Source organism: Bacillus methanolicus MGA3 (assembly GCF_000724485.1).
Classification (GTDB): domain Bacteria; phylum Bacillota; class Bacilli; order Bacillales; family Cytobacillaceae; genus Bacillus_Z; species Bacillus_Z methanolicus_A.
Genome location: NZ_CP007739.1, coordinates 3,173,209 through 3,194,125, shown reverse-complemented (window position 1 = coordinate 3,194,125; position 20,917 = coordinate 3,173,209). Strand labels below are relative to the sequence as shown.

General features: G+C 42.5%; 23 protein-coding genes and 1 pseudogene. All 24 read left to right on the top strand.

Features of this window, described 5'->3' with window-relative positions; genetic code table 11:
* The first annotated feature begins 93 nt into the window (after positions 1–93).
* The gene (locus tag BMMGA3_RS15485) at positions 94–315 is read left to right on the top strand and encodes an AtpZ/AtpI family protein (protein WP_003346813.1); all 222 of its coding nucleotides are present in this window, start codon (positions 94–96) and stop codon (positions 313–315) included.
* A 6-nt stretch (positions 316–321) separates the two neighbouring features.
* Positions 322–696, top strand: coding sequence for an ATP synthase subunit I (locus tag BMMGA3_RS15480; RefSeq protein ID WP_003346811.1), 375 nt, complete (start codon positions 322–324; stop codon positions 694–696).
* Between the two features lie 22 nt (positions 697–718).
* Positions 719–1,429, top strand: a complete 711-nt coding sequence (gene atpB, locus BMMGA3_RS15475) for a F0F1 ATP synthase subunit A (protein ID WP_003346809.1) — start codon at positions 719–721, stop codon at positions 1,427–1,429.
* Positions 1,430–1,507: 78 nt separating this feature from the next.
* Positions 1,508–1,720 (top strand): F0F1 ATP synthase subunit C, encoded by a 213-nt coding sequence (gene atpE / locus BMMGA3_RS15470; RefSeq protein WP_003346805.1) that lies wholly within the window; start codon positions 1,508–1,510, stop codon positions 1,718–1,720.
* A 156-nt stretch (positions 1,721–1,876) separates the two neighbouring features.
* Positions 1,877–2,407 carry a F0F1 ATP synthase subunit B gene (locus tag BMMGA3_RS15465; protein WP_003346803.1) on the top strand — a complete coding sequence of 177 codons (531 nt, stop codon included), beginning with the start codon at positions 1,877–1,879 and terminating at the stop codon, positions 2,405–2,407.
* Positions 2,404–2,940, top strand: a complete 537-nt coding sequence (locus BMMGA3_RS15460) for a F0F1 ATP synthase subunit delta (protein ID WP_003346801.1) — start codon at positions 2,404–2,406, stop codon at positions 2,938–2,940. The genes BMMGA3_RS15465 and BMMGA3_RS15460 overlap by 4 nt, the downstream gene beginning before the upstream one ends.
* A 24-nt stretch (positions 2,941–2,964) precedes the next feature.
* On the top strand, positions 2,965–4,473 hold the full coding sequence (gene atpA, locus BMMGA3_RS15455) for a F0F1 ATP synthase subunit alpha (RefSeq protein ID WP_003346799.1): 1,509 nt from the start codon (positions 2,965–2,967) through the stop codon (positions 4,471–4,473).
* Positions 4,474–4,512: 39 nt separating this feature from the next.
* Complete coding sequence (locus BMMGA3_RS15450; protein WP_003346796.1) at positions 4,513–5,370, top strand: F0F1 ATP synthase subunit gamma; 858 nt, start codon at positions 4,513–4,515, stop codon at positions 5,368–5,370.
* Between the two features lie 108 nt (positions 5,371–5,478).
* Entirely contained in the window at positions 5,479–6,900 is a 1,422-nt protein-coding gene (gene atpD / locus BMMGA3_RS15445) for a F0F1 ATP synthase subunit beta (protein WP_003346793.1), read from the top strand.
* A gap of 22 nt (positions 6,901–6,922) precedes the next feature.
* Positions 6,923–7,330, top strand: a complete 408-nt coding sequence (locus BMMGA3_RS15440) for a F0F1 ATP synthase subunit epsilon (RefSeq protein WP_003346791.1) — start codon at positions 6,923–6,925, stop codon at positions 7,328–7,330.
* Positions 7,331–7,771: 441 nt separating this feature from the next.
* Positions 7,772–8,146 carry an NADH-quinone oxidoreductase subunit A gene (locus BMMGA3_RS15435; RefSeq protein WP_003346790.1) on the top strand — a complete coding sequence of 125 codons (375 nt, stop codon included), beginning with the start codon at positions 7,772–7,774 and terminating at the stop codon, positions 8,144–8,146.
* Complete coding sequence (locus tag BMMGA3_RS15430; RefSeq protein ID WP_003346789.1) at positions 8,137–8,649, top strand: NuoB/complex I 20 kDa subunit family protein; 513 nt, start codon at positions 8,137–8,139, stop codon at positions 8,647–8,649. Before BMMGA3_RS15435 ends, BMMGA3_RS15430 begins: the two co-directional genes overlap by 10 nt.
* A 12-nt stretch (positions 8,650–8,661) precedes the next feature.
* Positions 8,662–9,618, top strand: a pseudogene (locus BMMGA3_RS15425) (NADH-quinone oxidoreductase subunit C); the annotation flags it as partial.
* A gap of 3 nt (positions 9,619–9,621) precedes the next feature.
* Positions 9,622–10,722 carry an NADH-quinone oxidoreductase subunit D gene (locus BMMGA3_RS15420; RefSeq protein WP_003346787.1) on the top strand — a complete coding sequence of 367 codons (1,101 nt, stop codon included), beginning with the start codon at positions 9,622–9,624 and terminating at the stop codon, positions 10,720–10,722.
* Entirely contained in the window at positions 10,722–11,729 is a 1,008-nt protein-coding gene (gene nuoH / locus BMMGA3_RS15415; protein ID WP_003346786.1) for an NADH-quinone oxidoreductase subunit NuoH, read from the top strand. The genes BMMGA3_RS15420 and nuoH overlap by 1 nt, the downstream gene beginning before the upstream one ends.
* Before the next feature lie 40 nt (positions 11,730–11,769).
* Entirely contained in the window at positions 11,770–12,189 is a 420-nt protein-coding gene (gene nuoI / locus BMMGA3_RS15410; RefSeq protein ID WP_003346785.1) for an NADH-quinone oxidoreductase subunit NuoI, read from the top strand.
* A complete protein-coding gene (locus BMMGA3_RS15405; RefSeq protein ID WP_003346784.1) occupies positions 12,186–12,707 on the top strand; it encodes an NADH-quinone oxidoreductase subunit J in 522 nt (173 codons plus the stop codon). Before nuoI ends, BMMGA3_RS15405 begins: the two co-directional genes overlap by 4 nt.
* On the top strand, positions 12,704–13,018 hold the full coding sequence (gene nuoK, locus BMMGA3_RS15400; RefSeq protein ID WP_003346783.1) for an NADH-quinone oxidoreductase subunit NuoK: 315 nt from the start codon (positions 12,704–12,706) through the stop codon (positions 13,016–13,018). The genes BMMGA3_RS15405 and nuoK overlap by 4 nt, the downstream gene beginning before the upstream one ends.
* Positions 13,019–13,160: 142 nt before the next feature.
* Entirely contained in the window at positions 13,161–15,023 is a 1,863-nt protein-coding gene (nuoL, locus tag BMMGA3_RS15395; protein WP_003346782.1) for an NADH-quinone oxidoreductase subunit L, read from the top strand.
* Positions 15,023–16,537 (top strand): NADH-quinone oxidoreductase subunit M, encoded by a 1,515-nt coding sequence (locus tag BMMGA3_RS15390; protein WP_003346781.1) that lies wholly within the window; start codon positions 15,023–15,025, stop codon positions 16,535–16,537. Before nuoL ends, BMMGA3_RS15390 begins: the two co-directional genes overlap by 1 nt.
* A 6-nt stretch (positions 16,538–16,543) precedes the next feature.
* Positions 16,544–18,049, top strand: coding sequence for an NADH-quinone oxidoreductase subunit NuoN (gene nuoN, locus BMMGA3_RS15385; RefSeq protein ID WP_003346780.1), 1,506 nt, complete (start codon positions 16,544–16,546; stop codon positions 18,047–18,049).
* A gap of 281 nt (positions 18,050–18,330) precedes the next feature.
* A complete protein-coding gene (locus BMMGA3_RS15380; RefSeq protein ID WP_003346778.1) occupies positions 18,331–18,567 on the top strand; it encodes a DUF1146 family protein in 237 nt (78 codons plus the stop codon).
* A 222-nt stretch (positions 18,568–18,789) separates the two neighbouring features.
* On the top strand, positions 18,790–19,524 hold the full coding sequence (locus BMMGA3_RS15375; RefSeq protein WP_003346776.1) for a YwmB family TATA-box binding protein: 735 nt from the start codon (positions 18,790–18,792) through the stop codon (positions 19,522–19,524).
* 32 nt (positions 19,525–19,556) lie between these two features.
* Positions 19,557–20,867, top strand: coding sequence for a UDP-N-acetylglucosamine 1-carboxyvinyltransferase (gene murA, locus BMMGA3_RS15370; protein ID WP_003346775.1), 1,311 nt, complete (start codon positions 19,557–19,559; stop codon positions 20,865–20,867).
* The last annotated feature ends 50 nt before the right edge of the window (positions 20,868–20,917 follow it).

Genomic DNA, 20,917 nt, shown 5'->3' with positions numbered 1-20,917 from the left:
ACGCAGTTTTATTTCCCACTTCAGTACGATGATAATGTGAAGATTGTACCGAAGCCTTCTTTTACCATTCTCTGAATGTGAGGATGCGTTAATATGCGTCAAAAAAACCGCCACCCATTTCAAGCGATGGCATTAATGTCCGCCATTCTTTCACAATTAGTAGGTTCCGTTTTAATAGGTATTTTTTTAGGAAGATGGATTGATCGTACCATTGGAACCGAACCGCTTTTTTTGATAATCGGGCTTATGGTAGGACTTATAGCAGGGACATTTGGCATGCTTCGATTAGTTCGTCACTTCTTTTCAGGAGATTAAACAACAATGCCGGAAATGAATGAAATGATTGCAAGACAGCGTAAATACATATTTTATTTATTGGCTGTATATGTTCTCGGCTGGGGGTTTACATCTTACCAATCGATTTTTTTGGGCTTGATTTTCGGTACAAGCTTGAGTTTTTTTAACCTATGGCTAATAGGTAGAAAAATACGAAAATTCGGAGATTCCGTAATGGAAGGGAAAAAAACGGTCTCTCTCGGATCGTTTTCCAGAATGGCAACGGGTGCCTTTGCCGTAATTATTGCGATGAGGTATCCAGACACATTTCACCTTATCAGTGTAATTATTGGATTAATGACATCTTATATTGTCATTATGATAGATTTTTTTCTTCATTCATTCTATTTACGTAATTAGCGGGGAAGAGAGGTGAATTACTATGCATCATGAAGCTCCATTATGGAAGTTTATGGGATTAACCTTCAACTTAGCAAACGTATTAATGATCACCATTGCAAGTCTAATTGTTTTTATCATTGCTGTTCTTTCTACCCGTAGACTCGCCATGAAACCTACCGGTATGCAAAACTTTATGGAATGGGTTATGGACTTCGTCAAAAATATCATTAACAGCACGATGGATTGGAAAACCGGCGGAAGGTTCCATGTTCTTGGAATCACATTAATTATGTATATTTTCGTTTCCAACATGCTAGGACTTCCGTTTTCAGTCGTGATTGACGATAAGTTATGGTGGAAATCACCGACTGCCGACCCGGTTGTTACCTTAACGCTGGCTGTAATGGTAGTAGGACTTTCACATTACTACGGAGTAAAGATGAAAGGAGTCGGGGAGTACGGACGCGAATTTTTAAGGCCGTTCTGGTTTATGTTCCCGATCAAACTCATCGAAGAATTTGCAAACACATTAACCCTTGGTCTCCGTCTTTACGGTAACATATTCGCCGGTGAAATCCTTCTCAGTTTGCTTGCCGGAAGTCTTGCAACCGGAGTAGGAGGGCATATCGCAGCAATTATTCCGACGCTTGCTTGGCAAGGATTCTCAATATTTGTCGGTGCGATCCAGGCGTTTATCTTTACAATGTTAACAATGGTTTATATGTCTCACAAAGTGAGCTCTGACCATTAATTATATACACTGTTCTTTTAATGGACAAACTTTAATAAACAAATTATTCATCTATACAATCAAAGGAGGAACTTTACAATGGGTCTATTAGCAGCAGCAATTGCAATTGGTTTAGCGGCACTGGGTGCTGGTGTCGGTAACGGTCTTATCGTATCTCGTACAGTTGAAGGTATCGCTCGTCAACCAGAAGCTCGCGGTATGCTTCAAACAACAATGTTTATCGGGGTAGCGTTAGTTGAGGCGATTCCTATCATCGCGACAGTAATCGCGTTCATGGTAATTGGCCGATAATTATTCCGTAAACCTAATGTTCAAAAATGGCGAAGATCATTCGATGAGAACCTTCGCCATTGCTTTATGTCCATAATATCTGTCAAGTATTCGGATATTCATATAAACCATCAATTGTTTTCCTAAGCAACGACTCTTGAAGGGAGTGAATCGAGGGTGTTAACAAACGGTTTTGTATTAGGTGCAGCTGAGAGCGCGGCTCACAGCTTTAACGGCGGGGATATTGTGTTCCAGCTATTGATGTTCATTATCTTGTTAGCATTGCTTAAGAAATATGCATGGGGTCCATTAATGGGCGTCATGAAACAGCGTGAAGAGCATATTGCAAACGAAATTGAAGCGGCAGAAAAAAGCCGTGCTGAAGCAAACAAACTTTTGGAAGAACAGCGCAGCCTTTTAAAAGAAGCACGCTCAGAAGCTCAAGGACTTATTGAAAATGCGAAAAAGCAAGCTGAAGCTCAACGTGAAGAAATCATTAGTCTTGCACGTGCTGAAGCTGAACGCATAAAAGAAGCAGCAAAACTTGAAATTGAACAGCAAAAAGAAAAAGCTGTTGCAGCTATTCGTGAGCAAGTGGCATCATTATCTGTATTGATCGCTTCGAAAGTAATTGAAAAAGAACTAAGCGCAGAAGACCAAGAAAAACTTATTAATGAATTCATTCAAGAGGCAGGAGAAGGGCGATGAGCAGCTCTACAGTAGCAAAACGATATGCCTTGGCTCTTTTCCAGCTTGCGAAAGAACACCAGCTTCTTGACCAAATGGAACAAGAACTGCGGGTTGTAAAAGAAGTGATCATTCATAACAATGAATTAAAAGCTGTGTTAAAATCTCCAAAACTTCCGAATGAGAAGAAAAAAGAGATTTTAAAAGAAGTATTTTCTTCTGTAAATACTTATGTATTAAATACATTGATGATATTAATCGACCGACATCGGGAAGATTATATAGCCGAAATGGCTGATCATTTTATCGAACTGGCAAATGATGAAAGAGGCATAGCAGAAGCAAAAGTGTATTCTGTTCGCCCTTTAACAGAGGCTGAAAGCGAAGCATTATCCTCTGTATTTGCATCGAAAGTCGGAAAACAATCGCTTCGAATTGAAAATATTGTCGATTCCAATTTGCTCGGAGGCATTAAGCTTCGCATCGGAAACCGAATTTTTGACGGTAGCTTGCGCGGCAAGCTTGAGCGCATGGAACGTCAATTGCAAGGTTAAGATTCGTAGATAGGGGTGAAATTCATGAGCATCAAAGCTGAAGAAATCAGTGCGCTGATAAAAAAGCAAATCGAAAACTATCAGTCGGAAATTCAAGTGAGTGATGTAGGTACTGTTATTCAAATTGGTGACGGTATCGCCCGTGCTCATGGCCTCGACAATGTCATGGCCGGAGAACTTGTTGAATTTTCAAACGGCGTTATGGGTATGGCGCAAAACCTTGAAGAAAATAACGTCGGTATTGTTATCTTAGGACCATTTACAGGAATCCGCGAAGGGGATGAGGTTCGCCGTACGGGCCGCATCATGGAAGTTCCGGTAGGGGAAGAGTTAATCGGCCGCGTCGTAAACCCATTGGGACAACCAGTTGACGGAATGGGTCCAATCCATACAACAAAAACTCGTCCAATCGAAAGTCCGGCTCCGGGAGTTATGGATCGTAAATCTGTACATGAGCCGCTTCAAACAGGTATCAAAGCGATTGACGCTCTAGTTCCAATCGGCCGCGGTCAGCGTGAGTTAATTATCGGGGACCGCCAAACAGGTAAAACATCCGTTGCGATCGATACTATCCTAAACCAAAAAGATCAAAACATGATTTGTATCTATGTAGCAATCGGACAAAAAGAATCCACAGTGCGTACCGCAGTTGAAACACTGCGCAAATACGGTGCATTAGATTACACAATTGTCGTAACTGCATCTGCTTCCCAACCTGCGCCTTTATTGTACCTTGCTCCATATGCAGGCGTTACAATGGCAGAGGAATTTATGTATAACGGCAAGCACGTATTGGTTGTTTATGATGACCTTTCAAAACAAGCTGCTGCTTACCGTGAGCTTTCTCTATTATTACGCCGTCCGCCAGGCCGCGAAGCGTATCCAGGGGACGTATTCTACTTGCACTCTCGCTTATTAGAGCGTGCTGCTAAATTAAGTGATGCGAAGGGCGGAGGTTCGATTACAGCACTTCCATTCATTGAAACACAAGCAGGGGACGTTTCTGCTTACATTCCAACAAACGTTATTTCCATCACAGATGGACAGATTTTCTTACAATCAGACCTATTCTTCTCCGGTGTGCGTCCGGCGATCAACGCAGGTCTTTCCGTATCCCGCGTAGGTGGAAACGCACAAATTAAAGCAATGAAAAAGGTTGCCGGTACATTGCGTCTTGACCTTGCTTCCTACCGTGAGCTAGAAGCATTCGCTCAGTTCGGTTCTGACCTTGATAAAGCAACGCAAGCAAAACTTGCCCGCGGTGCCCGCACTGTTGAAGTATTAAAGCAGGACTTGCACAAACCGCTTAAAGTTGAAAAGCAAGTTGCGATTCTGTACGCATTGACTCGCGGCTTCCTTGACGATATTCCAGTACAAGATATTCGTCGTTTCGAAGAAGAGTTCTTAAATTGGTTAGACCATAACCGCAAAGATTTGTTAGACCATATCGTTACAACAAAAGAACTGCCTGCTGATGAAGATATGGCTGCTGCGATCAACGAATTCAAGAAAACTTTCGCAGTATCCGAGTAATTTAGGGTCTGACAAACTTTGAAAGGGTGGTGAGAACCTGTGGCATCATTACGCGATATTAAATCTCGGATTAATTCTACGAAGAAGACGAGCCAAATTACAAAAGCGATGGAAATGGTATCAGCTGCGAAACTGAACCGGGCCGAAATGAATGCTAGGTCATTCGTTCCGTATATGGAAAAAATTCAAGAGGTTACCGCATCCATCGCACTTGGAAGCAAAGATGTGAAACATCCAATGTTAATATCCCGCCCCGTGAAAAAGACTGGATATTTGGTTATTACGTCTGACCGCGGCCTTGCGGGCGCTTTTAACAGCAACGTATTGCGTCACGTATTCCAAGTCATTCAAGAACGACATAAGTCGAACGATGAATTCGCCATCATTGCGATAGGAAGAATCGCCCGCGATTTTTTCAGGAAGCGCGGCATGAATGTCATTCTTGATATTGTCGGTGTGTCTGACCAGCTTACTTTTGCCGATATTAAAGATATCGCATCGAAGACAGTCGGCATGTTTGCGGATGAAACATTTGATGAGCTATATATGTATTACAATCATTATGTAAGTGCTATTCAACAGGATGTAACAGAGAAGAAATTACTTCCGATTACGGACATCACAGCGTCCAAAAAACTTACATCCTACGAGTTTGATCCTTCCGCTGAAGAAATTCTTGAAGTATTGCTGCCTCAATATGCTGAAAGCTTAATTTATGGAGCAATCCTTGACAGCAAGGCAAGTGAGCATGCTGCACGGATGACAGCAATGAAGAATGCAACGGACAATGCTAAAGAGCTTATTAATACATTAACCCTTAGCTACAACCGTGCACGTCAGGCTTCAATCACGCAAGAAATCACCGAAATTGTCAGCGGTGCTGCGGCACTTGAATAAGAATAGAACGGCATAATGCCGGAACATATGGCATAACTGGTGAGGATGCCATCATCCTCCCAGTTCGATGCACGTATTTGTGTTAAGAGAACGATAGGAGGGAATAAGATGAACAAAGGACGCGTTCTTCAAGTTATGGGTCCGGTTGTTGACGTGAAGTTCGAAAGCGGACAACTTCCTGAGATCTATAATGCGTTGCGCATCGAGCATAAAGCTCGCAACGAATCTGAAGTTGACATCAACTTAACCCTTGAAGTAGCCCTTCATTTAGGTGATGATACAGTTCGTACCATTGCGATGGCTTCCACTGACGGATTAACTCGCGGTATGGAAGTGATTGATACTGGTGCTCCAATCTCCGTTCCTGTAGGGGATGCGACACTTGGCCGTGTATTTAACGTTTTAGGTGAACCGATTGACCTTGACGGACCAATTGATCCAAATGCACGCCGTGATTCCATTCACAAAGATGCACCTCCATTTGAAAAGCTTTCAACAGAAGTTGAAATTCTTGAGACTGGAATTAAAGTAGTAGACCTGCTTGCACCTTATATTAAAGGTGGTAAAATTGGTCTCTTCGGCGGTGCCGGTGTAGGAAAAACCGTATTAATCCAAGAGTTAATCAATAACATCGCTCAAGAGCACGGCGGTATTTCTGTATTTGCCGGTGTAGGTGAGCGTACTCGTGAAGGTAACGACCTTTACCATGAAATGACTGACTCAGGCGTTATTAAGAAAACTGCGATGGTATTCGGCCAGATGAACGAGCCGCCTGGAGCACGTATGCGTGTTGCACTTACTGGACTTACAATGGCTGAGTATTTCCGTGATGAGGAAGGACAAGACGTATTGTTCTTTATCGATAACATCTTCCGTTTCACACAAGCAGGTTCTGAGGTTTCCGCGCTGTTAGGCCGTATGCCTTCTGCCGTTGGTTACCAGCCGACACTTGCTACTGAAATGGGTAAATTGCAAGAACGCATCACATCTACTAGCACAGGTTCTGTTACATCAATCCAAGCGATTTACGTACCGGCCGATGACTATACAGATCCGGCTCCGGCTACAACATTCGCTCACTTGGATGCGACAACAAACCTTGAGCGTAAGCTTACTGAGATGGGTATCTACCCTGCAGTGGATCCGCTCGCTTCCACTTCCCGTGCATTGGCTCCGGAAATCGTTGGAGAAGAGCACTACACAGTAGCACGCCGGGTACAGCAAACATTACAGCGTTATAGAGAATTGCAAGATATTATCGCGATCCTTGGTATGGATGAGCTTTCTGACGAAGACAAGCTTATCGTACACCGTGCGCGCCGTATCCAATTCTTCTTATCTCAAAACTTCCACGTTGCTGAACAGTTTACTGGTCAGCCGGGTTCATACGTACCTGTTAAAGAAACTGTCAGAGGTTTCAAAGAAATTCTTGAAGGTAAATACGACCACATTCCTGAAGATGCATTCCGTCTCGTAGGTCGAATCGAAGAAGTTATTGAGAACGCGAAACGCATGGGTGTACAGGTCTAATTTCGGACCAGGAGGGTAAAAAATGAAGACGATTAAAGTCAGTGTTGTTACTCCCGATGGCCCGGTGTATGAATCAGATGTGGAAATGGTAAGCACAAAAGCTCAAAGTGGTGAGCTCGGAATTTTACCTGGGCACATTCCAATGGTTGCACCGTTGCAAATTGGTGCTGTCCGTCTAAAAAAAGGCGGAAAAACGGAATACGTGGCAGTAAGCGGCGGATTCTTGGAAGTACGTCCTGATCAAGTGACGATTTTGGCGCAAGCAGCTGAAACATCAGAACAAATTGATGTAGAGCGTGCGAAACGTGCAAAAGAACGCGCCGAAGAACGTTTACGGGCACAAAATCAGGATAATATTGATTTCAAACGTGCTGAGCTTGCTCTCAAACGTGCTATTAACCGTATTTCTGTTGCGGAGAAAAAACTATAACTGCTTTCAAACACCTTTCGGTTTTGCAACAAAGCCGGGGGGTGTTTTTTGTTGTATTGAAAAAGTGTCAGGTTCCCCACCGCGCAAAAACACTTGTCCACAACAAGACACCCTCAATGATGCTTCTCAAATCTTAACATATTCATTATTGGCAGATCTGATTCCTGAATATAGTCATACTAAACTAATACTCCAACTTTCAAGTGTACCCATGTTGAACAAAAATTCAAATCCACCTAACTAAAAATAAAATTAAGAAAGAAATAAATTTTGGTTAATAAACTATTAAGGAGAGACAACTATGTTAGAGATTTTGGCGATCGAGAGTAATACCAATATATAGCCGGGGGCTTGTCGACACATTTTGGTAAAAATGCTATAATGATATCGGTTACATTTTTAAATGTTAAGAATATTTTAAGATTTTTTAGGGGGATGGGCATGGACTTTCTGAATGTGTACCAGAATAACTATCTCTTTGTTATTGTGTTCTTGTGTCTTGGGGTGTTGTTGCCTGTGGTAGCGCTTTCTTTAGGGAGGCTTTTGCGTCCATATAAGCCTTATGATGCAAAGTATGCTACCTATGAGAGCGGTAATGAACCATTTCACGATTCACGAGTTCAGTTCAATGTCCGATATTATATTTTTGCTCTTATGTTTGTCATTTTTGATGTGGAGACTGTGTTTTTGTACCCATGGGCTGTTGCCTATGAAAAACTTGGAATCTTCGCATTAATAGAAATGTTTATATTTGTTTTTATGCTTGTCATTGGACTTGTCTATGCATGGAAAAAGAGGGTGTTGAAATGGATTTAAACTTAGACAATATTTCAGCAGAGGAAATGAAAGAGCTAAAACGAAATGTATTTTTAACGACGTTGGAGCAGATAAAAGCTTGGGCAAGGAGCAATTCTTTATGGCCGATGACGTTTGGTCTTGCGTGCTGTGCGATTGAGATGATGGGAGTAGGTTCTTCTCATTACGATTTAGATCGGTTCGGTTCTTTTTTCCGTACGTCGCCACGCCAGTCGGATGTAATGATTGTATCCGGTACAGTAACGAAGAAAATGGCTCCGATTGTACGCCGTTTGTATGATCAAATGCCTGAACCCAAATGGGTCATTGCGATGGGTTCTTGTGCGACGGCAGGCGGTCCATATGTGAAATCGTATTCGGTTGTAAAAGGCGTTGACCAAATTGTCCCAGTTGATGTTTATATTCCAGGCTGCCCGCCAAATCCAGCTGCATTAATATATGGGATTAATAAATTAAAAGAAAAAATCCGTTATGAGGCGAAGACCGGGAAGAAGGTGATCTAACCGATGAGTGGTGAAAAGGATCTTGAGCAGTTAAAGAAAGAAGCTGCTGCTAAAGCGAGAGAGGCAGCGTTAGAAAAAAAGAAAGCGATGAAAGCTGCTGAAGCGGGATCCCAAGCGGAAGACAAAATACCAACTGTTGCCGCAGGAGAAGATGATCTTGACCTGGCGAAGAAAAAAGCAGCAGCGGCTGCAAAGGCAAAAGCCGCAGCACTGGCCAAAATGAAAGCGAAAGAACAAGCAGGCACAAGCAGCGATTCTGATGATGCTGATGCAAAGGCAAAAGCGATAGCTGCAGCGAAAGCAAAGGCGGCAGCCGCCGCAAAAGCAAAAGCCGCTGCAAAGGCAAAACAAGCGGCAAGCGGTGCTAGTGATGACGAGAAAGCCAAGGCAATCGCAGCTGCAAAAGCAAAAGCTGCGGCAGCCGCAAAAGCAAAAGCCGCTGCAGGGGCAAAAGCCGGTGCAGAAAGTGAACCGGTTGAAAAAAAACCGTCGCCAAACCAGCCTTATCTCGATAAATATGTGAAAGTAATCGAAGAACACCTCGGAACAGACGTGCTTGAAGACTACTATATTAACACACTGTCAAAAGATGTACCAACCATTGTCGCAAAGCGCAATGCATATTTTAAAGTAGCAGAATTTTTGAAATACAATGAACAGCTAGGATTTGACTACTTATCTGAATTGCATGGCACAGATTTTCAAACACACATGGAAGTTTATGTGCATTTATACTCATACAAGAATCGTCAATCCGTAGCATTAAAAGTAAAAATTGACCGGGATGAGCCGGAAATAGATTCTCTCGTGCCGTTGTGGGCGGGTGCAAATTGGCCTGAGTGTGAAGCCTACGATCTATTGGGGATCAAGTTTACAGGGCATCCAAATTTACACCGGATCATGCTTGGAGAAGAATGGATTGGCCATCCATTGAGAAAAGATTATGTACCGTATGATGTGGAGGTGTAATGAGTGATACGCACAGAGGAGATGCTGCTTAATGTCGGGCCTCAGCATCCGAGTACGCACGGTGTATTCCGTCTTATAGTTAAAATCGACGGGGAAATAATTACAGAAGCAAAACCGGTTATCGGCTATCTTCACCGGGGAACGGAAAAATTGGCTGAAAATCTTCAATACACACAAATTATTCCTTATACGGACCGAATGGACTATTTATCTGCGATGACGAATAACTATGTCATTTGCCATGCAGTGGAAACAATGATGGGCATTGAAATTCCTGAGCGTGCTGAGTATTTGCGGGTTATTGCCATGGAACTTGGAAGGATTGCGAGCCACCTTGTTTGGTGGGGAACATACCTTTTAGATATCGGTGCAGTCAGCCCATTTCTTTATGCTTTTCGTGAAAGAGAAATGATCATCAACTTGCTTAATGAACTTTCCGGTGCGCGTTTAACCTTCAACTATATGCGTGTTGGAGGAGTAAAATGGGATGCACCTGAAGGATGGATTAAAAAAGTAAAAGACTTTGTTCCTTATATGAGAGAACAGCTGCAAGGCTATCATGAACTTGTAACTGGAAACGAAATTTTTATGAACCGCGTAAAAGGAGTCGGAAAGTACACGAAGGAAGACGCATTAAACTATTCTTTGAGTGGTGCAAACCTTCGCTGTACCGGCGTAAAATGGGATCTTCGCAAAGATGAGCCATATTCGATTTATGACCGTTTTGATTTTGATGTTCCGGTCCAAACAGGGGGAGATGCATGGGCCAGGTATCACGTCCGGATGGCCGAAATCGAAGAATCTCTTAAAATTCTCGAGCAAGCTGTTGAACAATTCCCACCAGAAGAAGAAATTATGGCGAAAGTGCCAAAAATCATCAAAGCTCCAAAGGGGGAAGCCTATGTCCGGATTGAGTCTCCGCGCGGGGAAATCGGCTGCTATATTGCCAGTGACGGTAAGAAAGAGCCTTACCGCTTAAAGTTTCGAAGACCGTCATTTTATAATCTTCAAATTCTCCCAAAATTATTAGTAGGCGAAAACATCGCCAACTTAATTGCAATACTGGGAGCGATTGATATTGTCCTCGGGGAGGTGGACGGTTAATGGTTGAAGATTTGTTAAATTCAAGCCCTGGGCTGCAGAACTTTGGGATCTTTTTCTTGCTTGCTGCAGGTCTCTTGTTAGTTGTACTTGGGTTTGTGACATACGCGATCCTTGCAGAACGAAAAGTAATGGGTTTTATGCAGCTGCGCCACGGCCCAAACCAAGTGGGCGGCCGATGGGGGCTTTTGCAGTCAGTTGCGGACGTATTAAAGCTTTTGTTAAAAGAAGATACGATTCCAAAATTGGCCGATAAACCATTGTTTATTCTCGCGCCTGTACTTGCATTTGCGCCGGCGTTTATGGTGCTAGCGACGATTCCGTTTACAGATAAATTGCAGTTTGCCGATATTGGCGTTGGGCTCCTTTATTATATTGCGATATCCGGGTTGAGCACAATCGGCATTGTTACCGGAGGATGGGCATCTAATAACAAATATGCGCTTCTAGGAGCAATGCGTGCGGCAGCCCAAATGATTTCATATGAAATTCCGCTCGTCATGTCTGTGCTTGGTGTCATTCTCTTAAGTGGAAGTTTAAACTTAAATGAGATTGTTCACGCACAGAAAGACGGCTGGTTTATTATATTGCAGCCAATAGGGTTTATAGTATTTTTCATTGCGTCAGTAGCTGAACTGAACAGGGTGCCATTTGACCTTCCAGAGGCTGAATCTGAGCTTGTTGCGGGGTTCCATGTTGAATATTCCGGTTTCCGCTGGGCGTTTTTTATGCTTGCCGAATATGTGTATTTATTTGCGATGGCATCGCTTACGACTGTTCTATTCCTTGGCGGATGGCTGCCGCTTCCGTTTCTTGATTTTATTCCGGGAGCCGTCTGGTTCGCCATTAAATTCAGCCTGGTAGTCTTTGTCTTAATTTGGTTCCGCGTTGCGTTTCCGCGTATTCGCGCAGACCAGTTGATGGAGTTTGGCTGGAAAGTTCTTTTGCCGGTTGCACTGGCAAACATTTTCCTGACAGCCTTAATAAAAGAATTAATCGGATTATTTTAAAAAGGGAACTCTTACTTTATTGATATAAGGGGTGAAAAACATGCTTGGATTAGCGAAAGGCTTAAAATATACCCTGAAAAATTTAGCCCGGCAAAAAGTCACATATGAGTATCCGCACGAGCCGCTGCCTCTTCCGGACCGGTTTCGCGGGATTCAAAAATTTTATCCGGAAAAATGCATTGTATGTAATCAATGTGCCAATATCTGTCCGACTGATTGCATACAGCTGACCGGAAAAAAACATCCGGATCCTGCGAAAAAAGGAAAAATCATTGATACGTATGATATCAATTTCGAAATTTGCATCCTCTGTGATTTATGCACAGAAGTTTGTCCGACAGAAGCGATCGTAATGACTAACAATTTTGAACTGGCAGAATACAGCCGCGATGAGCTTTTTAAAAATCTTGAGTGGCTTGATGCAAATGACGAGAACGTACGGAAGGAGAATAAAGCATGACGTTTTCGGGTGAATTTCTAGCATTCATATCCTTGGCGCTAGTTGCAATTATTGGCGGCATGCTTTTACTAAACCTTTCGAAAGTCGTCCATATGGTAGTGGCGCTTGTCTTTACATTTGTCAGTATTGCCGGGATTTACGTGATGCTCTCAGCTGAATTTGTTGCTGCGGTCCAGATTTTGATTTATTCCGGTGCCATTACGATTATTATGCTGTTCGGAATCATGTTAACTCGCCATGATGATGAAAGTGAAGCTAAGTCAGGCCGATGGCGCAAACTGCTGTTATTGATCGGTGTAATTGGTTTTGCATTTGCTGTTTATATCGGAATCTATAACCTTGACATTCCACAGACGGCCACGACTCTTCACGAACATAATACAGAACAAATTGGGATCACGCTTTACTCAAAATATGCGATTCCGTTTGAATTGACTTCCGTTTTATTATTGGTTGCACTTGTCGGAGCGATCGTGTTAGCAAGGAAAGATGATGAAAAGGGGGCAGATAAGGAATGAATTCGGTTCCCGTTTCAGCCTACCTGGCTCTCGCTTTAATTTTGTTCTGTATTGGTCTATACGGGGCATTGACAAAGCGCAATACCGTCATCGTGCTCATATCGATTGAACTTATGCTCAATTCGGCCAACATCAATTTAGTTGCATTCAGTAAGTATGGTGTCACACCTTCTATTAACGGCCAAGTATTTGCACTTTTTGCGATGGCCGTTGCCGCAGCAGAAGCCGCAGTTGGATTAGCGATTTTGTTTGCTCTATACCGCAACCGCAAAACGGTGATGATTGACGAGATGGACAAAATGAAAAATTAGCCTTATGAAAGATTAAAAGACTTATTTTTAAAAAAGAAAGTCTGTTAGACCCGCATGAACTAGCGGGCCTAAATCAAACGCGCTTGATGAAATGTCTAAAGACTTGCTCTCGCGCGTTCTAAAAAAGGGGATTGTGATAGAGATGGAAAATGCATGGATTATACCGCTTTTCCCGCTTTTATCGTTCGTCATCCTTCTTCTATTTGGCAGACAGCTAAAAGAAGCAAGTGCTTACATCGGGATTCTGCTTTCGCTTGCTTCGTTCGTCTATTCACTGTTGGTGCTGTTTGAACGGTTTTACGAACCAACATTTAAGACGGAAGCTGTATGGCTTTCAATAGGAGATATCCAATTGACAGCGGGTTTTGAAGTGAATCAGTTAAATGCGTTAATGCTGTTTATTGTTTCGCTCGTCAGTTTTCTTGTACATACTTACTCAAAGGGTTATATGCATGGCGATGAGCGGCTTTCCGTTTTTTATGCTTATTTAGGATTGTTTACCTTTGCAATGCTCGGTCTTGTTTTATCGCCAAACCTTCTGCAAACCTATATATTCTGGGAATTGGTCGGAGTTGGTTCCTTCTTATTAATCGGGTTTTATTTTTACAAAGAAGAAGCAAAAGCAGCAGCAAAAAAAGCGTTTATTATGACACGCATTGGAGATGTAGGTCTCTTAATCGGAATGATTCTTCTATTCTGGCAAGTTGGCAGCTTTAAATATGATGAAATTTTTCGTGCAGTTGAAGAAGGTACGATTTCATCCGGAATGATTACCTTGACAGCGATTTTGATATTTGTAGGAGCAGTCGGGAAATCAGGTCAGTTTCCTTTGCATACATGGCTTCCGGATGCGATGGAAGGCCCTACTCCGGTATCAGCGCTCATCCACGCAGCGACAATGGTTGCAGCCGGGGTTTATCTTGTTGCGGCGCTGTTTCCGCTCTTTGCCGCAAGTAGAACGGCTTTAATGATGGTTGCAGCAGTTGGCGCATTTACCGCCATTTTCGCTGCGAGTATTGGGCTTGTTCAAACAGATATTAAACGAGTTCTCGCATATTCCACAGTCAGCCAGCTCGGATATATGATGCTTGCACTAGGCTCAGCCGGCTATGTAGCAGGAGTCTTCCACTTAATGACGCATGCATTTTTCAAAGCATTGTTGTTTTTGGCAGCAGGAAGTGTGATTCATGCTGTTCACACGCAGGACATTGAAAAAATGGGCGGTTTATGGAAAAAGATGCGTCTTACTGGATTGTTATTCTTAGTTGGAACATTGGCGATCAGCGGCGTTCCGCTGTTTTCAGGTTTTTTCAGTAAAGATGAAATTTTAATTGCTGCCTGGGCACACGGAAACACAGTTCTGTTCTGGTTAGCAGTCATAGCTGCTTTCTTTACCGCCTTTTATATGTTCAGGCTGTTCTTTATGGTGTTCAGCGGCGAACCGCGGTCTGATATAAGCACGGTTCATGAGTCGCCAAGTGTTATGACTTTGCCGATGGTTCTTCTCGGCATTCTTGCGGTTGTTGCGGGTTATGTAAATACACCGTGGTTTGGAACGTTTTTAGGTGATTGGCTTACTGATGGAAACGAAGCTCTCGGCCACGGGCATATTGAAGGTCCGGCATGGATCATGATTGTTGCAACTGTTGTTTCCCTGCTAGGAATTTTTCTTGCCTGGTTGATTTACGGCAAAAAGACATTATCACGGGATTGGCTTGCAGGCAGTTCATCGATGACCTACAACATTCTCTTTAACAAATATTATATTGATGAATTTTATCAATTGTCATTTGTGAAGATTGCAAAAGGAATAAGCTATTTTCTCCAGATGATTGAAACCTTCTTAGTTGAAGGAATCGTGAAAGGAATTGTCGGAGCCGTTCATAGCCTTGGAGAAACAGGAGCAAAGCGGCAAGACGGCCAAATTCAAACATATGGTATGGTTGCGTTTGTCGGACTTGCAGTCTTGATGGTAATCTTTGCGCTGACAGGGGGGTACTTATAATGAATTCTGCATACATTCTTTCATTTTTAGTTTTCTCCCCTTTACTAGGAATTTTGATTCTGGTGTTCGTACCAAAGACACAGGAATCGGTGATTAAGTTGATCGGATTTTTAGCGACATTGCCGGCGTTAATCTTATCGCTGATTATTTATTTTCAATACAGAGCCGGTACGGATTTATCCGATTATGCCGAACATATCCGATGGATCAAGTTTGGAAATTTTCAAGATCCTAATCTATTTACGATTGATTACGAACTTGGACTAGATGGCTTTTCTTTAGTCATGATCGTTTTAACTGCTGTTTTATCGACTCTTGCAGCGATCGCCTCCATTCATATGAAAAAAGAATGGAAAGGGTATTTTATGTTGTTTCTGCTGCTCGAGATCGGAATGCTAGGCGTTTTTGTTTCGGGAAACCTGATCTTGTTCTTTATCTTTTTTGAAATTACGTTAATTTCGACATTCTTTTTAGTTGGAAAATGGGGATATTTTGAAAAAGAAAAGGCGGCATACAGTTTCTTAATTTATAACGGTTTAGGCTCTGCTGTTCTCTTGATCGTCATCATGGTGTTATTCTCGCGGACAGGAACATCAAACATCGCGCAGTTAACAAAGCTTCTAAGTGCGGACGGAAGAGAAACGCTTCTGCCTATTTCAGAATCAGCCCGTTTCGGCCTCTTGGCTGCATTGTTGATTGCATTTGGTGTGAAGCTTCCGATTTTTCCGCTTCACAGATGGATGCTCCGTGTACACGTTGAGGCTCCGCCGCCCGTTGTTATGCTGCACTCCGGAATCTTATTGAAAATTGGGGCTTTCGGTTTGATTCGTTTCGGGATGGGAATTTTTCCGAAACAGTTTTCAAAGCTGGCAGGTCTGATTGCTGTACTGGGAGTCGTGAACTTGCTTTATGGAGCTTTTCTGGCGTTTGTACAGAAAGATTTTAAAATGGTGCTTGCCTATTCTTCTATTTCCCACATGGGAATCGTTTTAATCGGGTTGGGAGCATTAAATGAAGCAGGAATACAAGGGGCCATTTTCCAGGTTGTTTCTCACGGTTTAATTTCAGCTTTGCTTTTCTTCCTTGTTGGAGCGTTTTATGAGCGTGTGGAAACCTCATTTATTTCGAATCTTGGCGGTATGGCCAAAGCGATGCCGCTCGCTGCAGGATTTTTGCTTGCAGGAGCTATGGCTTCACTCGGGCTTCCGGGCATGTCTGGATTTGTTAGTGAGTTTATGGCATTCCTTGGGTTGTTTGAGGAACGGCCGTTATTGGCTGCTGTTGGTGCGATCGGAATTATCATGACAGCTGTCTACTTGCTCCGGGCCGTGCTTGGCATCACATATGGAAGAGCACAGCGGGATTTTGCGGGCGTGATGGACCTTCGTGCTGTAGAGATTGTACCTGCCCTAGCTTTAATGGGATTAATTGTCCTGATTGGTGTCTATCCGGCCGTTTTGGCAGCACCGCTGAAAACAACATTAGAGACAATTCTGCTTGGGATAGGAGGGTGATGAAGGATGGATTTGAAAACATTTTTATCGTTTGAATGGGAAATAATGACACCTGAGTTCATCATCCTTTGTGTGATTACACTTATCTCTCTGCTCGATTTATTTATGCCGAAACAAGCGGACCGGAAAGTGTTAGGATGGATCGGAATAGCGGGTGTAGTCGGTGCGGCCGTCTCACTAGTTTTGCTCATAGACCATAGTACTGCTTCGATTCTATATGACACATTTCGTCTTGATTCTTTTTCAAAAGCTTTTAAACTATTGCTGTTAATTGGCGCCAGCTTAGTCTTGTTCCTGGCGGTAAACTATGAACCAAAGGAAGGAATAGAGTATAAAGGAGAATTTTATTATTTATTTTTAGCGGCTTTGCTGGGCGCAATGATGATGGCGTCAAGCGGTGATTTGATTACCCTTTTTACAGGGCTTGAGCTGTTATCCGTTTCTTCCTATATTTTAGCCGGAATGAGAAAAAAACATTTGCGTTCGAATGAATCAGCTATGAAATATGTAATCAATGGCGGAATTTCAACGGCTATTACGTTATTTGGAATGAGTTATGTTTACGGTTTGACGGGAACTACAAACTTAAAGGCTATGAGCAACCATTTAACAGGAAACCTGGATGGACAGCATATTTACTTATTAGGATTAGCATTCTTTATGATTTTTATCGGTTTATCGTTTAAGCTGGCATCAGCACCGTTTCATATGTGGGCTCCTGATGTATACGAGGGGGCTCCAACGCCTGTGACGGCGTTCCTTGGCGTTGTATCAAAAACAGCCGGGTTTGTCCTTTTGGTACGGGTTCTGGTTATGATTTTCTTAAGCATTCCTGCAGATGGACCGGCGTCTGATCCGCTCCTGATCAAGCTTCAAGATTATATGGCTTTTCTTGCCGGCGCCACAATGATTATCGGTAACGTAATCGCCTTAAGGCAGCGGAATGTAAAGCGGTTATTCGCATACTCAAGCATCGCTCATGCGGGTTATATTTTAGTTGCTGTAACGACCGTTTCGACACTCTTTGAGACAATGTGGTTTTATTTACTGGCTTATCTCTTTATGAATATGGGCGCATTTGCTGTTATTCAATTGTTGACAGAAAAAGCAGATTCGGAAGATATAGGCCATTTTTCCGGATTATACCGCCGTTCACCGGTTTTAGCTGTGGCCATGGCGATCTTCATCCTTTCATTAGCCGGAATTCCGGGGACAGCCGGTTTTATCGGTAAGCTGAATATTTTTATGGGGGCACTGATCACTACTCCGGCCCATTACGTTCTGGCATCTGTTATGATTGCCACAACAATTGTTTCTTATTATTATTACTTTGGCATTATGACACAAATGTTTTTCCGTCCGGCAGAAAATGGGGAAAAAGTAATAGTGCCGGCAGGAATTGGCGTTGTGATTGCCGTTTGTGCAGCTGCAACGATTTTATTCGGAATCATGCCAAATTTGGCGCTCGATTTCTTGCACACAAACTTTGATTTCAAGGATCTATTTCAATAAGGTACATGACAAAGAAAGTTTAGGCTTTAAAAGGTTTGGGGGAACCTTTCAAAGCCAAAAGTACAAAGGGGTTATAATATAATATAGAAGTAATAGATAAAAGGGCCGGGAGGGAAATTCCCTCCCCTTATTTTATGGGGGGTCAGACTGCAATAACACTTTAATGCGTCAACGCATCAAAAGGGCCAGGCCCTTTACAAAATTTTAAAGCAAGCTGCTTTGCTGACAATGAAGGCAGTGCTAAAATGAAAATGGTGTCAGGTAAAAAGGAGGTCAGGGGCATGATTTCAGGATTTGGACATCAGGCTTTAGTCAGTATTCTTTCACACCTTATTTTTATTGCTATCGCCTGGTGGGCACTTCAATCGCTCCAATTTGAAAAACTTCTTCGAGCGAATCATGTTTTTCAAGCAAGAGTGTTGTACATAATGTTATCAATTGCGTTAGGCTCAACAGTCAGTAACTTTTTTCTTGATTATTTATTATGGTCCCAACAGCTTCCTTTGATTTTCCAATAAAGCTAATTTGGAAAAAATTTAGGTCTTCGTACATGTTCTCAAATGATCTCTTTTTAAGTAAAATTCACTTTGTTGCTGTATATCTGACAGCGAATGGCGATTAATTAAAAAAATAGTGAATTTTCCAAAAAAGATCTTTGCATTTGTCAAAAAGTGACGATAATTCCCAAGTATGCTCCTCGTTTCCTTGGTAACAATGAAACTAAGGGGAGGAGTATTACTATGCACAAGAAAATTACAATTTTTTTATCATTCTTTGGCATTATAGGTTTTATCCTCTTGCAAGCTGGGAATAAAACGACTGTGGCAAATGGATTGCAAGATCTGTCGGCCATGGCGAAAATTTTGCAAGCAAAAAATATTATGATTAATGAATGGTCTTTATATGCAAGAGAAAAAATGGATGTGTCTTTACAAGAAGAAACAGCGGAGAAGCTAATGGAGCAGTTTTCCGATTGGGAATGGTCCACATCTTCTGATGCAAAACATAAAGAGTTCACAGCGATTTCTCCATCTTCAATGTTCCAGGAAAAAATCCGGATTGTATCTAGTCCTGAGAATCTTCAAGCACCTGCTTATGTGATCTATGAAGTGAAGGGGCCAAGATGGGGAATAGATGCAGAAGCCTTCTTGAAAAACCAATTCCCGGAACGGTTAACTGACATTTTTCGTGGAAATGCTACAATTTTCTCTTGTATCAAAGGCGAATTCAATGATAATATTGAAAAGGCTTTGCCTAATAATGTCAAAAATTTATTACATGCTTTTAATGGTAAAGAAATCGAAGCTTTAAAAGAAGATAGGTTTATATCCCTATCAGCATATTCGCCATTATTCACGACTTCTATTAAAAAGAATCAAGACCGTTTGAATTTGCAGATTGCAGTACGTAATGAAGGATTGGGTGGCAAGACTACTGTTGTAGTTGGCACACCTATCATCACGATTGAATATTAATATAGAGAAATTGGACGCGGAGGGGAATACATTTGGAAAAGATCATTGTCCGCGGAGGGAGAAGGCTAAGCGGCACCGTAAAAGTAGAAGGGGCTAAAAATGCCGTTTTGCCTGTGATCGCCGCAACATTATTAGCAAGTAATGGAAAAAGCGTAATTCGAGATGTACCAACTCTCTCCGATGTATATACCATCAATGAAGTATTACGTTATTTAAACGCCGAAGTGGAGTTTAAGAATAATGAAGTGGTTGTAAATGCATCAAGAGAGTTAAAAATAGAAGCCCCTTTTGAGTACGTTCGAAAAATGCGCGCTTCAGTACTTGTGATGGGATCACTTTTAGCACGCAATGGTCGTGCACGAGTTGCATTGCCTGGAGGCTGTGCAATCGGTTCCCGTCCGATCGACCAGCACCTGAAAGGCTTTGAAGCAATGGGTGCAACCGTCAAAGTTGGAAATGGCTTCATTGAAGCAGAAGCAAAAGAAGGCTTGCATGGAGCTAAAATATACCTTGATTTTCCTAGTGTAGGAGCTACGGAAAATATTATGATGGCTGCAACTCTTGCAAAAGGAACAACCATCATTGAAAACGTGGCAAAAGAACCGGAAATTGTCGATTTAGCGAACTTCCTTAATAAAATGGGTGCAAAAGTGAAAGGTGCCGGTACAGGCACGATTAAAATTGAAGGTGTGGATGCCCTGTACGGAGCAGAACATACAATTATCCCTGACCGAATTGAAGCTGGCACATTTATGGTGGCTGCTGCAATTACAGGCGGTAATGTTCTTGTGCGCGGAGCAGTTCCAGAGCATTTAACTTCATTAATTGCAAAACTGGAAGAAATGGGTGTTATCATTGAAGAAGAAGCTGACGGCATTCGCGTAATCGGTCCTGACGAACTTAAAGCCGTTGATATTAAAACAATGCCTCACCCAGGATTCCCAACTGACATGCAATCACAAATGATGTCCCTTTTATTGACTGCAAAGGGCACAAGCGTGATTACGGAAACAGTATTTGAAAATCGTTTTATGCATGTTGAAGAATTCAGACGGATGAATGCAGATATTAAAATTGAAGGCCGTTCCGTCATCATTAATGGTCCGACTAATTTACAAGGTGCTGAAGTGGCGGCTACAGACCTTCGGGCAGCAGCGGCGCTGATTTTGGCCGGCCTTGTTGCTGAAGGCGTAACACGCGTAACAGAACTGAAGCATCTGGACCGCGGTTATGTGGCATTCCACGAAAAGCTTGCAGCCCTTGGCGCAGACATTGAACGTGTAAATGAAGCGGATGAAACAAAAATATTCGAACAAAAAATTGTCACAGACATGAATGCATAACCATTAATAACTACAAAAACCCGAAGAGCAACGTTGTCAGATATCTGACA